The following is a 15826-nucleotide window of genomic DNA, read 5'->3' on the forward strand; positions in this document are numbered from 1 at the left end:
TTCCTAAGGACTATCTATTCCATAACAGCTTGGGCTTTTTGTTGTGCCAGTGAGGTACTAGCACCACCATAACGTTAGCGAGAACGATAATCGACAGGCCAATCCACTGCCATAGATGGTAATGCTCATCATAAAAGGCCCATTGCCATAGGGTGGAAAAGATTAAATTGGTGAAAATAAGCGGAGCAAGTTGAGAGCCCGAAGCCGCTAAACGGTACGCCTTGGCTCGAAATACCTGAGTGTTAATGATTAGCAGCGACATCAACACAATCAACAAAGCCAGTAAGCCCCAGCCCCAATGGAGCGAATATCCAGTCAGAGGAGAAACAAGCGGCGCAGAGGTGACCGCTTGCCAAATCAAATAGGGGGCAACCAGCAAGGCCGCAAACACGAAGGTCCAAAGGTTAATCGCCAAACTGCTCATCGACGAATGACTGACTCGGTACAAACTGAGCTGCGAGCCCGCATTAAAAAGACCGGCCAGTAACCCAACCAATAACGCCGGTTTGAAGGTCAGCGCTCCCCACTCCCCAGCAAGCAATACCACACCTACAAATGTCAACGTGAGTCCCCACAGCGCCGTTGCTCCAATAGCAGTACGAAAGATGAGTTTTTCCAACACGGGGATAAACAGTGGTCCGGTGCCAAACAGCACCACGCTCTCAACCAAACTGAGATGGCTCAAGGCGTAGATAAAACATATCTGGCACGCAGCAATACACAGCGCACGTACCCATAGTGCTTTTCGTACTTGTCCGCAAGGCAACGCCCATGACGACCGACTGATCATTAACCCAATCAACAGCGCAGGCACCGCAAAACGCAAAAAACTCAGCGCGCTCGGTGCGATAGAATCTGTTAAAAGTTTTGACATTAGCCCAGTCAGTGACAAACTGAAGGTAGAGGCCAACATAAAAAGGACAGGTGATGCAGAGATGTCTTGTGTAGTTTTCATTATTCCTCCGTTATCTGCGCCCAGTCTATCGACCTTTTTCAGCAATGAATAACGAGTAATCACAACATCAACTGTTAGAAAAACTTACAAATGAAAATAGTTACTCCGATGAAATCCTTATATGCGTTTGTTGCCGTTGCCGAAACCGGAAGTATGACGGCCGCCGCTAAAGCCTTGTATGTCAGCCATTCCGCGATCAGTCAGGCGATAAAAACCCTCGAGCAGCAACTGGAGCAACCTCTATTTACTCGCGTTGGTCGTCAAGTGGTCCTCAACTCAGCGGGACGGCAATACTATCGCCGCGTGGCACCAGCACTGGAAGAGATCGTCGCGGCCACGTCGCACCTTTTAGCCAATCGCCATAGCAACCGTCTGACCCTCAACATGGTTAACTCGCTTGCTATGCACTGGTGGATCCCGCGGGTAAGCCAGTTCAATCAACACGCGCCCGATATTGATATCCGTATTTCCACCTTGATTGGTCAATTCGTTTTAGAAGAAGAAGGGGTGGATGTGGCGCTCATTCATGGCAATACCAGCGATTGGCAGGATTACTACTGTGAAAAACTCGCCGATGACGAACTCGTACTGGTCGCCAGTCCTGAGGTCGCTAGGCAGTGCTATACCGGTGACGTTGAGGATGCGCATTTGATGGATCCCGCGGTCATTCTCACTCAACAACCCGCCATTGTCGCGCTCAACGATCGACGCAAAAACGACTGGCAAATCTGGTCTGAAGCCCATCAACTTGCTCTGCCCACCTTCGCCAAAAATCTGAGCTTTAGCGCATCCATCCAAGCCGTACAGGCCGCAACACGCCAGTTGGGCGTGTTGGTTACGCACCGAATGTTCGTTCGAGATGACATTAAATTGGGGTATTTGGTCGAAATTGGCCAACCTGTGCTCAATCCGCATCAAGCTTTCTACTTTGCTTGCGCGAAAGAAAAACTCAAAAACGAGCACGTGTTGATTCTGCGTAATTGGATGAGAAGTGAATTTAACGAGACATGTACATCAACCACAAACTGAATACCATCACAACCACTAGCCACACGGCATAACGAACGGTATTGGGTTTGTCTTTTTTAGGACGATAGACAGGGCGAAATGCCGCATCCTTCGCAGCGCGCGCAGCGGATACTACCGAACCGCTCTCTGCCAGCTCTTTACGCCTTTCATGCGCTTTGCTAGCCGCTTTACCAAAGCGATGAAGCTGGTCGGCGGTTAAATCCTGGCTGGGATCGTAACGGCTATTCTGGTCTTTGTGTTTGGGTACAACGGCCATAGTCACCTCCTCACGATGCATCACGGCATACTAATGAGTATAGTTCATGGCTGTCGTGATTAAACTGATAATAACTGACTATCATTTCGGATTTTTCGAAACAACCGTTATCATTTTGGCGCAGAGACAAAAAAACCACGCCATTGCGTGGTTTCAAATCTAGACCAATACGGTTCTCACTGCATCAGAGATATTCACACAGGTAGGCCGTCGCCTCTTTGACTTGCAGATCAAACGAAGAGTCGCCCGCCACGTCAAATGACTCGCCGCTGGAATAGGTTGTCCAGTCTCCATCACCCACACGTTTGATGGTCAATGCCCCTTTCACCACTGTCATGCGCTCTGGTGCTGCTGTACCGAAGGTGTACTCACCCGCGAGCATGACACCGACACTCGACGCTTCACCTTGCTGATTAAACCCTAAAGACTGAACGTTCCCTTCGAAGTACGAGTTGACTTTGATCACGATTCTCTCCTTGAATAACGACTCGATTATCATTGATGGAGTGAAACTTTTATACGAAACCGCCCGACAGAGCAAGCATTTCCTTTGCCGACTTTCCACTGCATCATCACGCCAACGCATCGAACGCTATACTTATTGGATTCCTATTGCGTCACCGCTTATCAAAGCATCATTATTTGACTAAAGATCAAACTTTTTTGTCTAAGTTCTGAATTGGTCTCATTTGAGATATCGAACTGGCGAGCGAGGGGTTAGACTGGTAGGACGTTGTTTATTCACACAAGATCGAAGCGAAACTATGAACAAAGTATCCATCTTTAAAGTGGTATTGCCCGTTGTGATCATCGGTTTAGCGCTCGGCTTTTCCGCACTCTTGTATGTGAGTTATCAAGACTATATGCACCCTAAACATGTCTACGGACGCTGGATAGAAATTGGTGCCCCCACCTACAATACCGAAATACTGACGCTCAGTAGCGAAGGGGTATTTCGTAACGACCGATTAGTGGCAACAGATTTCGAGTTTGATGGCAAAAAAGTCTTCTTCACCACAGGGGGCGGTAAGTCCATTTACCAAATTGCAGGCACTTTCAGCTCTCCGCAATTGAAACGACTCGAGCCCAACAGCCCCACGCAGCGCTTTATCAAAGAAGGCTATGAAGATACGGTCGATTTAGAAGGTGGCGGCGCGGCCAAGCACCGACGTACGGCACTCTCCGATCACTTCAGCAGTCAATAAACTCTGACATTCGGCTGGTTTTCACAGCTCACCTAAACCTCTATACTGAACCCTCTGCGCATAACCCAAAGATAAATAAAATGAATGAGTTAGTCTTAGCTTGGCAACAGGATGTGCTGCTGTTTATCAAAGAGTGGAACAGCAATGTTATTTTCATCACACTCGCCAGTTTTGTCGCTTGGATAGTCTGGCGTCTGGTGTATGGGCGCTTAGAAGTCTTGGTGGAGAAAACGCATTTCCATTGGGATGACCTCGTGCTTTCAGCGCTCAAAACACCCGTTAGCACGCTGATTTGGTGTTGGCCTGCGACCATCTCTCTTGGCTTTGTCTTGCAAGAGCAAACTGACTCTAACCTCAACTGGTTAAGCACATTAAAGCATTTTCTCGTTGTGGGTATCTTCATCTGGGTAGTGATGCGCCTGATCAGCAATGTTGAAGAGTACATTCTCAAACAAAAGAAGCGTGATGAAACCACGGTACAAGCCATCGCTAAAGTGACGCGCCTGTTCTTTGTCGTCATTGGCGCACTCACCGTTGTGCAAACATTCGGCCTAAGCTTATCAGGCTTACTCACCTTCGGTGGTGTCGGTGGTTTAGTGGTCGGTTTTGCCGCAAAAGATCTGCTGTCAAACTTCTTTGGTGGCATGATGATTTACTTTGATCGCCCATTTAAAGTCGGCGATTGGGTTCGTTCACCAGACAGAGAAATTGAAGGTACCGTCGAGCGAATTGGTTGGCGTATGACCATCATCCGAACCTTCGATAAACGTCCTCTTTATGTGCCCAACTCCGTGTTCAGCAGTATTGTAGTGGAGAACCCATCTCGCATGCTCAACCGTCGGATTCACGAAAACATCGGCATTCGCTATGACGACAGCACCAAACTCGAACCGATCGCCAATGACATCAAAAGCATGCTGCAAAATCACCCAGATATTGACGCCAAACAGACCTTGATTGTTAACTTTAATGGCTTTGCTCCCTCATCACTCACCATCATGGTTTACACCTTTACGAAAACCGTCAATTGGATTCGCTTTCACAAAGTAAAGCAAGATGTGCTGTTGCAGATTTTAGATATCGTCCACCGTCACGGAGCGGATATCGCCTTCCCAACCCAAACGCTCAAAATAGACGCCAATCAAACACCCTTAATTGGCCCGGACGAACAAGTTTGACCATCCAGAAACACAAAAAGCCTGCAAAATGCAGGCTTTTAGCTACAAGTTAGGCGATGATCGCAGGCTAATTTTGGTAGCTCAATTGGGCATTCGCCAGATAGGTGACAGGCTCTTGCCACCAGTAACTGGTTTGAATATCGTCACCGACCAAAATCGTCTCACCAATCATCGGCGTGACCAAGTGGGCGTTAGCGTGCTTCGCTTCCGCGATCAGGTCTGTCATCGGCTCATCCCATTTGTGAGCAAACAGCTCAAACGTGGACCAATGCACTGGGAACAGGTGTTTAGCCTCTAAATCCAAGAACGCTTGCATGGTATGTTTGGCCTGCATGTGGCCCCAGTTTTCAACGGGGAAGCCTTTGCCCTCTTTAACGTTTGCCGCCACCTCAATAAAGGCCATGTCAAATGGGCCCAACTTTTGGCCGATTTGAGCAAAATGATAGTCATACGCGCTGTCGCCGCTATAAAACAGTGAACCATGCTGACCTTTGATTGCCCAAGAGGCCCAGAGTGTCGTATTGGAGTCAAAGCCCGTGCGGCCTGAGTTATGGTTAGCGGGTGCAGCTATCAGCTCAACACCGTTCACGCGAGCAGACTCCCACCAGTCGAACTCTTGGATTTTTTCCGCTGGCACGCCCCATTTTTCGAGGTGGCGACCAACCGCAAGAGGCACAAAGAACAACACCTCTTTATCGGCGTAATAACGAACCGTCGACTCTTCTAAGTGATCATAGTGGTCATGGGATATCACAATCACATCCGGTGTAGGTAGTGATTCACGGCTGACTGGCGCGCTCACATTACGATCAAACCATCGCTTCGCTAGGCGCGGGGAAGCGTATTCGAAAACCGGATCGATAAGGATGCGCGTTTTGTCGATATCGATAAACAGGCTCGAGTGCCCAAGCCAAGTGACACGCATCTCATCACTACGCTGATTCAAGCGTTCGATATCAACTGGCCTATTAGGTAGAGAACCTTGCGGCTTTAGGGAGCTGCGCTCAAAAAAGAAGGTCCACATCACTGAAGACATACTTTCAGGAGAAGGCACTGAAGGCATTCTAGTGATCACTTTACCACCTTGAAACTGAGGCGACTGGGCGATGCGCTCAGCGCGCTGTTGCTCGCTACGAGCGAGGGCTGAATCGGGATTGGCTTTGCTAAATTGACTTAATCCTACGACACCTAACGCAGAAATCACTGAGGCTTTAATCACGTTGCTCATTTTCATGACCTATTGGCTACCCAAAAAAGTAAACGATGGTGTATACTTTAGGTTCTATCCTAAAGAAAGTAAACACTATCGTTTACTTTTAGTTTTGTTGGGTTCGGCTAATGAGCACTAGAAGCGATATAAAACAAGAAGATATCATCAAATCCGCCATCGAAGTCTTTGCAAAAAAAGGCTTTGAGCAATCGAGTATGGAAGGGATTTCTCGCCATGCGGGCGTATCAAAACGTACGCTCTACAAGTACTACCCAAACAAAGATGCCCTGTTTGAGGTTATTGTAGACAAGCTGATGTGTCGCTTTGATGACCAAAACGACCTGAAGTTTGACACTTCTGTTGCAATAGAGCAGCAGCTTAAAGCCATCACACGCAAACAGATGTGTCACATCAACAATGACGATTTCCAGATGACGGCGCGCATGGTGATGACCGAGTGTATGCGCTGCGCAGAGACGTCCGCCTTAATGATGGAGAAATTCTCCTCAATTGAGGATTCTTACGGCTTGTACCGCTGGGCGCAGCAGGGCATCGACGCAGGTATACTCGAGATCGCCAACATTCCACTCGCCATCGATCAATTTATTGGCTCAATCAAAGCCGTGATCTTTTGGCCTCAACTGCTTGGCCATCTGCCAACACCCAGTGATGATGCGGTTGACGCCGCCATCGATCAGGCGGTGGTCACGTTCTGCGCCGCTTACGTTCGCAGCAAATAGCTGACTTCCAAGCCCTAAGAAGTCAGCGTCAAGCTAGCCAATCTTTCGGTTGGCTAGCTTAATGACGCTAATCGTGCATGATCACATTGCGCTCAATTAGGGTGGAGACAATCTGCGATGAGTCCATCTCAGCAAAACTGATTTGCTGACCAAGATCTTTTAACGTCACAGTTTGACGCGCACCGTTTTCTCCCTCGGGATGGATCTCCAGCTCGATATCATCATCATCGACCAGTCTGGCATTGACATGACTGAGCAGCACATCCATATCCACCTGATTGGCTTTGAGCTCAGGAAGCAGTTCCCTCAAATCAATCCTATCGCCCTCTGCGATATTGAGATCCGTGACCGTATCTGCCGCGCCATCTTCAATGCTGTTCCACACAAAGGTGTCCATTCCCGGACCACCGGTGAGAATATCAGAACCTAAACCACTGACAATGATGTCATCACCACTGCCCCCGACCAGTTGAGTATCTTGGTCACCTGCAATGATCCACTGAGGACGGGTTTGTGAAGAGCCATCAATGTCACTGGCCTCCTCTACCACCGTCAGTGACAACTCGATGGGTTCAGAGAAAGCGCTGTCGCTCCCAATGCCCTCTTCAATCTCTGTCGATACTGCGGTTAACGTCAAGGAATACTCACCTAGGCTAACGTTTTGTATTTGTAGAGAATTAATCGCATCGGCACTGGCATACCAATCCCCACTCTCGTTGACTACCGTACCGCTGTCGCTACTTAGCACTGCGCCTTCTGGTACTCCCTCAATCAACAAGCTCAGTTCTTCACTACTGTCGGTGAGTGCTGCGACAATACCGAGCAACGCAATACCTTGGTTGCTCACGCTTTGACTGGCAGTGATGTGTTTGATTGCCTCATTTTCTGGGGCAATTGTCAGTGTCGGTATGTCACTCACGCCTTGAACATGCAGTTGCAGCTCCGCGGTATCTTGAAGAAAGTCATCATTGCCTTGGGTTTGACCATTGTCTTCGATGGTGTAGCTAAACCGCACAGGCCCAGAGTAGTTTTCACCTGCGGTAAAAGTCCAAGATAAACCGTCAGAGCTTGCAACCAGGTTCCCTACCCCTTCCATCAGTTGAAGATTGATCACTTTCAACGTATCGCCATCAATATCTGAGCTGGCATCAATCAGTGATTGCGCGCTAATGACTATCGAGCCTTCTTCGGACATGGTACCTAGATCCAACGAGGCCGCGACAGGCTGATCATTCACTTCAGTGACTCGAATCGCAAACGAGGCTTGTGCACTCTGACTGGTTGACGCGTTGGTATCATCGACTAAGCCAAAATTACCTAAATCGTTCACTTCGGCAGTGACGAGAGCAGGACCACCACTATTCAAGTCGTTCGCATTGTCCGCAGGCTGATAGACGACCACAGACGCCGCAAGTGCAGCATTGATGTTCGCCAACTTGCCTTCCAAAATCCATTGACCGTCACTCCCTTGCACTGTGATCAAGCCATAGACGAGTTCTGCATCACTGAGCACCAGCAATGAGCCCTTATCCACGCTGAGAGTGAGATGATACATAGCATCCGGGTCATCAAGCGTGCTGTCGATATCGTCAATCTGCAAAGTGTTGAGTGCCACCGATGTATCTTCTAAGGTGTCTACATCCAAAACATTAACAAACCTTGGCTGATCGTTTACTGCATCGATGAGCAGCATCACCGAAAACTCAGCCGGAGTGCCTAATACCTCAACACCTTGCGCGTCGCTATCTACCGATTGGACTTTGACTGTCAACGGCTTATCGATAGCCGTCGCACTTTGGCTATCGCTGTTGCGATCACCTGAATTGAACACGATTTTGTCTAGATGCTGCGCATTGATATTGAGCACCCATGTCTGTGTCGCGTCGTCGAACTGCGCTAGCGTCACGCCATCGGGATAGTAAATACTCGCGCCTTCAGGCACATCTGTGACGGTAACCCGCAGGGTTTCTGGACCATTTTCATTCACCCCTGAAACGCTTGAGGCGCTGTACACATTGTCGATCACTGACGCATCTACCTCGATATCGATGTTATCTCCTTCCAAGCCTTCGATGCGATCCGTGCTGTCGAGGTCGACGTCATCGCCTATTGGATTCACGGTAACGACAAATTTAGGTAGCGGCGCTGTCACTTCCGTTGGCACACCAAGCAGTGACTCTTGAGTAAATACCGTTAGGTTGAACTCCACCGTACCACTGAAGTCTTTCGGCGCTTGAAGTGATATTCCACTCAAATCCACATGAGTCATCTGCGCCGATGGTAAACGCACACTCCACACACCGTCGCCGTTGTTTTTCACGCTGTAGTCGCTATCCGCATCGGCAAGCAGTAAAAATCCCTCGGGTACCCCAGTCAACTTGATCGACACAAACTGCTCGGAGCCATCATCGTCGGTGAGCGCAATATCGATCGGCCCCGATGCGCTAAGCGCTATCAGCTCATCTTCATTACCTTCAATCTCTATCGTTTCCGCAGAGTTTCCAGGCCCTGACACGATCACGTCATCAACCACTGGCATGACCTCAAAGCTCACCGACGTGGTGAACGTTTGGCTATCGGTTGCCTCTCCGGTTGATGGTGACTGATTGAAGACCGCGCTATCGACAACTTCACCACTAATATTCACCACCACCTGATTATTGCCATCTGCAGACGGATAGTTTAACGCTGGCTTGAACAATAACGTATCTAATGCTCCGTCATTGATGGCTTGCTGATCAAATGACACCGAGGTACCTACCCATTGATAAACTTGACCACCTGTCCCGTCATCGACCACTTGATAAAAGGCGCCCACATTAGAATTGGCCAACGTCAACATCACTTGATTCAGGGTTTCCTGTCCACCTTCACTCTCACCGTTCAATTGATCAGCAATGGCGTGGGTGACGGCAAGCTGAATGTAACTGTCTTCATAGCCGATAGCATCGGATTGGCCGTTGTTATCAGCGTCAATAGCGCTCATGTCTTCGTCCAGTGAACCTAGAACATCGATAGAAAAACTCGGTTTGGCGCTGTTACCACTCTCCACATCGGCGACAGGGGCAACTTGCACGATCACACTGGCAGACGCGACGTTTTCATCACCGCTGGTGGTATCTTTGCTGATCACCGTAAACGGTAATAGAAAATCACCGGAGTAATCGTTTGGCAGCACAAGCGACAAACCATCGATAGAACCCAAAGCGCCGTCATTGTATTGTGTCTGATAAACAAACTTACCGTTAACGAAATCGACATCGCCCCCTTGAATCGTGATCGGATAAACAACACCTCCTATCTCAACGCTTGGTTCAAACACCAAGGTGACCTCATCAGGCGAGCCATCGATAGCGCCGCTCAACGACAACACGCTCAGTGTGGTCATCTGCTGACCGAGATTGACAACCGTATCTTCTTGCGCCGTCACAATCTGATCGTCTGTGATGGCGATCTCTGCGGCCACCTCATCTCCCGGAATAATCTGTTTTGCAAAAGCGATAACAACGCTGGTTGAGCGCTGAGCACCAGTCGATGATTCATTCGGCTCCAGGAGTTCACCATTGGCATCAATATCACCGGGGTCGACCACTTGGGTGTGCAGGGTCATCTGGAGCTCATTCGTACCGGTTAAATCGATATCACCAAAGTTAAGTCCTTCTGGTGCTTTGACACTGAAATTACTCTCGTCAGTGATCACCCAGCGCCCATTGCCTTCATAGGTCGCCCCTGTCACCAGCAACTGATCCAGTACAGAGTCTGGTAACGTTAGATCTTTAAGAGGATTATTAGGGTCTGGTACATAACTCAGTTCAAGCACCACTTGAGAGACCAACTCGACCGACGAGTTATCCGTTTCTTGGTACGAGATGATGACCTCATCATTGAGATCAGGATTGTCTTGATTAGTGGTAAACGTAATCGCACCCGACGTCGCGACGATAGGCACATAGTTTAGCTGCCCATCTCCTGTCAAAGAGAGAGGTTCAAACACCACGCCTTGCTCATTAGATAAACGCAGGCCATTGTTTTCATCTTGTGGCTCGACGACTGGACGCACCACCACGTCTATTGAGCCTGTGAGTATCTCGCTAACACGACCGCCTTCACCGACAATATCATCACTGGTGTATTCGACATCGCGCTCTTCTATCTCGACGCTTGTCGAGAGCGTGAAATTAGTACTGGCATCTTTGGCAGGGGTGAGTTGAATAAAGTCCGCTTCTAACGCGACTTGAGTGAACGCCTCATGGCTAAGTCCGTTAGGCGTGACGACCAAAGTACTTACCCCATTGGCGTCTTGCGTCACGTCGACACTGACATCTGAGTTGTTGACGTTAATCATCGCTCCGCTTGGAATACCAGTGATCGTGATCGACGTAAAGTGCTCATCGCTATCAATATAGTCGCTCCCTTTGGGGTGCCAATCGATATTAATAGCTGAATCCTCATTGCCCACCGAGCGGTTGGTGTATTGATCTGAGGCATCAATGACAGGGGCGACATTGACGCGAATGTCAGTATCAAAACTTAAGCTGTGACCATCGTTTTCTGTGACGACAATGGTGGCGGTAATATCGATATTTTGGGTTGAGGAATCGACAGGGCGAATAACGATACCAGAATCATTGATCGCACCGGTAATGTTCGCCTCGTAGCTAGGTTGACCATTCACATAGCCGATGAAGTTTAAGTCAATGACACTGCCATCCGTATCCTCGATTACCACCCCTTGTGGAATGTTCGACAAAATCACACTGAGCGTCTCTGAGTTATCCGTCAGCGCTTGCGCCCTTTCACCGGAGATCACTTCAAAATCAAGTTGTGCAAAGTTGCTCGCATTTTGGCTCTCTTCAATGGTGGTCTCGATACGCATTTGGCCATTATCGGTCACCGCTACCCAGCCCGAATCAAATTCATCGTTGAGTATCGGAACATCAGCCACCCCTTTCACTTCAACATTGACCACTTTAGGCCCGATGTAGGCATCGTGTGTAGCACTCAACGTCGCGTCATCAGACAGTGACGCACAATCTCTCATGACACCCGTCACTTCAAAGCGGAAATCTTCATTGCTGTGCGCAGCGGGCACGACTTCAACCTGCGAAATAACGGCATATGGGATCTCTTGGTACGTTACGCCATCGACGTTGATCTCCACAATTGGGCTGTCGCCCGTACCGACCCAAGCCAGCGACGCACCCTCGGTGATATTGGCGATACGCACAAACAGGACTTCAGAGCCATCTGCGTCTGCCGAAGGCAACATTTCAATCACCTCATCCAACGTCAATGGATCACGATTGCCTTGCAGATCGGTATTGTCTGGGTCTGCGATGTTGTCTTCATTGATGCGAATCCGGCTCACTTTGAGTGTGCCAGTATCGGCATGTGGCGCCACATCGATAGTGATGGTTTTCGCCTCGGATCGCGCCGTCGACTTATCGACAGAACCGACGATGTATGGATTCACCTCTTCTTCACTGATTGCAACCACACTCAGTTGAATTTGCCCCGAAAAGTGCTTCGCAGGATCAATCTGAATCGAATTGATATCGCTGGAAGATACAAGATAAACACCATCACTATTTGCCGTCAGCGGCTGACCGTCTTTATCGAGCAGTTCGAAGTCTCCCGTCACTGCTCGAAGTTCATAGGTAATGGTCTCTGGCGCACTGGTGTCTTGGGTCTGGGCGTGTAGTGTGAGTGTGATGTTGCTATCATCCTCAAGCACTTCATAGTGATCGATGCTATTTGCTTCATCCCAAACAGCAATGTCTGCAACCGACTGAACGTCAATTAGAATTCGGCCACTCACGCTGTGATCCACTTCGGTGCCGTTGAGGATATCCAGTGAATACCGCACAGTCATATTGCCATTGGTGGCCAAGTTACGATCAGGTACAAAGTAGAGGTTATCAATAGTGGCAATGACATTGTTGCCATCTTGAGCTTGGCTCTGCACCAGTTCACTGCCATCTAAACGCAGTTTTCCATCTGTATCCTGTTTAATGGCGTGGAATACACCGGTACTGTCTTGGTAATAGAATGTCCCTGAGTAATTACCACCAATGATGGTCAACGCGCCAATCGACTCGTCATTATCGACATCATAGAGATTGACCTGCACGCTCAATTTTGCCGGTGCATTATCAAGCTCTGATTGATTGTCATTGATGTTCTCGCGCTCAGGCTCATCACCAGCGGCGTAAACAATAGATGCATCTCGACCGGCATCTTCAAAGGTGGTGACATTTAAATTGATCGTGCGGGCGTTTCTGTCTGTGATGGTGACATCTAACGTCGCTTGATCAATATCGTCATCGCCATCAGTCGCAATGGCATGGACACTGAACGTGATGTCGTCACCATCATGATCCAAATAACCGTTGGCTTTAAATTGAACCAAGCCATCGCTGTTAATACGCAGCTCACCTAACTCTCTGGGGGCGTCATCCCCACCTAGCTGCTCAAAGACTCGCACGGTTTGTTGCCCACTTGAGAGTTCAATGGCGCTTTCATAGGTATTGGCTGAGACTCTAAATACGATCGGATTGCCATCACCACTGACTCCTCCTTCTAGACGTGTTAATTCCGCACGGTCAGCCCCTTGGTCCGTTATCTGGTCAAAGAAGTTGACGCTCGTACGGCCGAACCCGCTGCCTTCTACTTTGGTGATGGATTGGTCAGCCAAGGTTGGAATATCATCAGTAATCACAATCGGCAATGTCAGTACGTTACTTGCATCGTGATCATAATCTACCGCTGCTACAGTGAAGTAGAGCGTCACATCGTCTTCACTGGTTGCGACCGGATGATCAATTGGCCCCAACAACTCGAACGCATAACTGTCATCTTGCGTATCAAATATGATTCGGAAAACCGGGGTGGCATTGGTTGCTGTGACGGCGGTGTAGCTCCATGTGGAGCCAGTGTTAATCACATCTTGCCAGACTAAAGCGTCTTCACCCGAACTGACACTGGCCAAAATGGCGTCCGCGTCCATTAATCGATACTCGGTGACACCATCCACACCGTCATCGACCGCAAACTGCCCCGAGACGCGACTTGACTCACTTTGATCTGAACCAATAGACTCAATGTCATCTTCATCGACGGCATTGCCCCCACTCCAACCACTTAAAGTGGGTGCGTCATCCGCAACATTGATTCCGAGACGAAATGCAGAAGAGCGATCCCCATCGCCGTCCACAGCTACCACATCAAAAGGAATGGTCAGAACATTGGAGTCTTCAGCATGGTCTAAAGCCCTCAGTTGCTGATAGCGATAACTGCCGTCATCACCAAGAACTAAAGTAAAGACTGGTTGCTGATTGGCGATACCTTGATAGCTTGTCGTACCATCTGCGCCTTCAATCAGTTGAATGACGACAGGAGTACCGCCCGAAGTCAGGCCACTTTGAGTCTGAGCGAGATTGCTGAGCGCAAAACTCACCACGCCATCCGCGCCCTGCGTATATTCCAGTTGCCCTTCGACCCATGCACCACTGCCCTCAATATTGGCTTCTTCGACATTCCACTCGCTGGTACTACTTAACCCGTCGATGCTGGCAATATCATCGGTGACACTGATTTCAATGTCTGCGCTTGAAGACGCGTCGCCATCAGCATCTATCGCGACAATAGGTAAAGCAATGATCTGGTTATCAAGGCCTTGCACGGTGTGATCGATATTAGCCAGTAAGGTGAAGTGATAGTCACTCAGCGACGGCTGACCTAAATCCAGCTCAAATATGGGTAGTTTTTCACCATCAAGTTCGATATAGCCTACATAACTGCCTGGCTCAGCAGACTTTTCTTCGACCCTAATACGTTGACCGGAGGCGTAGATACCTTCGTTATTGAGATCATTGAACTGCTCCAAATCAAACGCCAGCTTGGCAATATCATCACTGCCTGTCGTCATGGTAACAGTACCTCTGACGTCGAGATTCGTATTCTCTCCTCCAGAACCGCTGGAAAGTCCCGCTTCAAAGACACTGCCACCAGACACTTGAGTGATCACAGGAAGGTTGCCATCTTCTATGTCGATAGCCACCGTGCTGGTCAGCACGTCACCATCGCCATCTTTAATGGTCGCCACTAAGGTGTGGCTCACCACGTCACTGGCTGAGTGATCGATGTTTCTGTCTGGCGCAAACCAGAGCGTGCCATCGGCAGAGACGATCACTTTGCCGTCGGTAACGACATACTCACTTTGACCGTCCACTAACGTGATCGGGTCACCGCCATCAAAGGTGAATTGCGTCACCACGCCTTGCTCGGCGCCCGACGCACTGATGAGCGTAATCGGCTGTGATTCGTTATCGTACTGCGTATCAGGCTCAGTGACCTTTATCTCGCCATCTACCACCGTCTGAATGTCGTCATTCACTGTGATCGCGAGATTCACCGATGCTGATTCATCACCATCGCTGTCCACCGCGACCAGCGGCAAGTTAATCACCAAGCTCTCATCATTATCACCGCTGTGATCGAGCGGTCTGAGCAAGGTAAAGGTGTAATCTTTAAGGGTGGCTTGAACGAGCGCGACCTCAAAAACAGGCACCTCTTGCCCGTCAACGGTGATCACCCCCAGGTATTGACCGGGCACATCAGAGTCTTCTATCAAGCGCACGGTTTGCCCTTGCGCTTTCAATGTCGATTGTTCGGTAAAGCGCGCTAAATCGAGTGTCAGCGCGGCAATGTCATCACTGCCGACATCGATGGTGATTTTGCCGCTATCTTGCACCGTGGTTTGACCCGCTTGCGTGCCGCCCGTTAAACCAGATTCTGAGACTTGCGCGGTCTCGATTTGAGTGATGATGGGGTCATTACCATCGGTAATATCGATAGCCACCGTGCTGGTCAACACGTCACCATCGCCATCTTCAATGGTCGCCACTAAGGTGTGGCTCACCACGTCACTGGCTGAGTGATGATCGATGTTTCTGTCTGGCGCAAACGAGAGCGTGCCATCAGCAGACACAATCACTTTACCGTCGGTGACCAAGTATTCACTTTGACCGTCGACTAACGGAATCGGGTCGCCGCCATCAAAGGTGAACTGCGTCACCACGCCTTGCTCGGCGCCCGACGCACTGATGAGCGTAATCGGCTGAGATTCGTTATCGTACTGCGTATCAGGCTCGGTGACCTTTATCTCGCCATCTACCACCGTCTGAATGTCGTCATTGACGGTGATCGCGAGATTCACCGACACCGAGTCATCGCCGTCGCTGTCTACCGCGAT

Annotated in this window: 9 protein-coding genes; 4 read left to right on the forward strand and 5 right to left on the reverse strand. The window is 49.4% G+C overall.

Going from position 1 to position 15826, the window contains the following annotated elements; all coding sequences use genetic code 11:
• Positions 1 to 10: 10 nt before the first annotated feature.
• Positions 11 to 955 (reverse strand): DMT family transporter, encoded by a 945-nt coding sequence (locus AC6R10_RS13200; RefSeq protein WP_500672513.1) that lies wholly within the window; start codon positions 953 to 955, stop codon positions 11 to 13.
• A 90-nt stretch (positions 956 to 1045) separates the two neighbouring features.
• On the opposite strand from AC6R10_RS13200, the gene AC6R10_RS13205 reads away from it, so the two are divergent.
• Positions 1046 to 1984, forward strand: a complete 939-nt coding sequence (locus tag AC6R10_RS13205) for a LysR substrate-binding domain-containing protein (protein ID WP_500672514.1) — start codon at positions 1046 to 1048, stop codon at positions 1982 to 1984.
• On the opposite strand, the gene AC6R10_RS13210 is transcribed toward AC6R10_RS13205, so the two are convergent.
• Complete coding sequence (locus AC6R10_RS13210) at positions 1953 to 2240, reverse strand: hypothetical protein (RefSeq protein WP_334552143.1); 288 nt, start codon at positions 2238 to 2240, stop codon at positions 1953 to 1955. The genes AC6R10_RS13205 and AC6R10_RS13210 overlap by 32 nt on opposite strands.
• 184 nt (positions 2241 to 2424) lie before the next feature.
• Complete coding sequence (ppnP, locus tag AC6R10_RS13215; protein WP_500672515.1) at positions 2425 to 2706, reverse strand: pyrimidine/purine nucleoside phosphorylase; 282 nt, start codon at positions 2704 to 2706, stop codon at positions 2425 to 2427.
• A 298-nt stretch (positions 2707 to 3004) separates the two neighbouring features.
• Between ppnP and AC6R10_RS13220 the strand changes: the two genes are divergently transcribed.
• Together AC6R10_RS13220 and AC6R10_RS13225 are read left to right on the forward strand one after the other, a co-directional pair.
• Positions 3005 to 3445: a DUF2850 domain-containing protein gene (locus tag AC6R10_RS13220; RefSeq protein ID WP_500672516.1), complete on the forward strand. Its 441-nt coding sequence runs from the start codon at positions 3005 to 3007 to the stop codon at positions 3443 to 3445.
• 80 nt (positions 3446 to 3525) lie between these two features.
• Positions 3526 to 4623: a mechanosensitive ion channel family protein gene (locus tag AC6R10_RS13225; protein ID WP_500632077.1), complete on the forward strand. Its 1098-nt coding sequence runs from the start codon at positions 3526 to 3528 to the stop codon at positions 4621 to 4623.
• A 67-nt stretch (positions 4624 to 4690) separates the two neighbouring features.
• Here the strand turns inward: AC6R10_RS13225 and AC6R10_RS13230 are convergent, their stop codons facing one another.
• Positions 4691 to 5851: an MBL fold metallo-hydrolase gene (locus tag AC6R10_RS13230; RefSeq protein WP_500672517.1), complete on the reverse strand. Its 1161-nt coding sequence runs from the start codon at positions 5849 to 5851 to the stop codon at positions 4691 to 4693.
• 110 nt (positions 5852 to 5961) lie between these two features.
• Between AC6R10_RS13230 and AC6R10_RS13235 the strand changes: the two genes are divergently transcribed.
• On the forward strand, positions 5962 to 6573 hold the full coding sequence (locus tag AC6R10_RS13235) for a TetR/AcrR family transcriptional regulator (protein WP_500626767.1): 612 nt from the start codon (positions 5962 to 5964) through the stop codon (positions 6571 to 6573).
• Between the two features lie 67 nt (positions 6574 to 6640).
• On the opposite strand, the gene AC6R10_RS13240 is transcribed toward AC6R10_RS13235, so the two are convergent.
• A complete protein-coding gene (locus AC6R10_RS13240; RefSeq protein WP_500672518.1) occupies positions 6641 to 15796 on the reverse strand; it encodes a T1SS-143 repeat domain-containing protein in 9156 nt (3051 codons plus the stop codon).
• Between the last annotated feature and the right edge of the window lie 30 nt (positions 15797 to 15826).

The organism is Vibrio sp. R12-SG2-ISO1, assembly GCF_059834045.1.

What these genes read in the sequence shown, in the direction of transcription:
- AC6R10_RS13200 (WP_500672513.1), bottom strand. Translation starts at nt 955, where the DNA reads ATGAAAACTACACAAGACATCTCTGCATCACCTGTCCTTTTTATGTTG.
- AC6R10_RS13205 (WP_500672514.1), top strand. Translation starts at nt 1,046, where the DNA reads ATGAAAATAGTTACTCCGATGAAATCCTTATATGCGTTTGTTGCCGTT.
- AC6R10_RS13210 (WP_334552143.1), bottom strand. Translation starts at nt 2,240, where the DNA reads ATGGCCGTTGTACCCAAACACAAAGACCAGAATAGCCGTTACGATCCC.
- AC6R10_RS13220 (WP_500672516.1), top strand. Translation starts at nt 3,005, where the DNA reads ATGAACAAAGTATCCATCTTTAAAGTGGTATTGCCCGTTGTGATCATC.
- AC6R10_RS13225 (WP_500632077.1), top strand. Translation starts at nt 3,526, where the DNA reads ATGAATGAGTTAGTCTTAGCTTGGCAACAGGATGTGCTGCTGTTTATC.
- AC6R10_RS13230 (WP_500672517.1), bottom strand. Translation starts at nt 5,851, where the DNA reads ATGAGCAACGTGATTAAAGCCTCAGTGATTTCTGCGTTAGGTGTCGTA.
- AC6R10_RS13235 (WP_500626767.1), top strand. Translation starts at nt 5,962, where the DNA reads ATGAGCACTAGAAGCGATATAAAACAAGAAGATATCATCAAATCCGCC.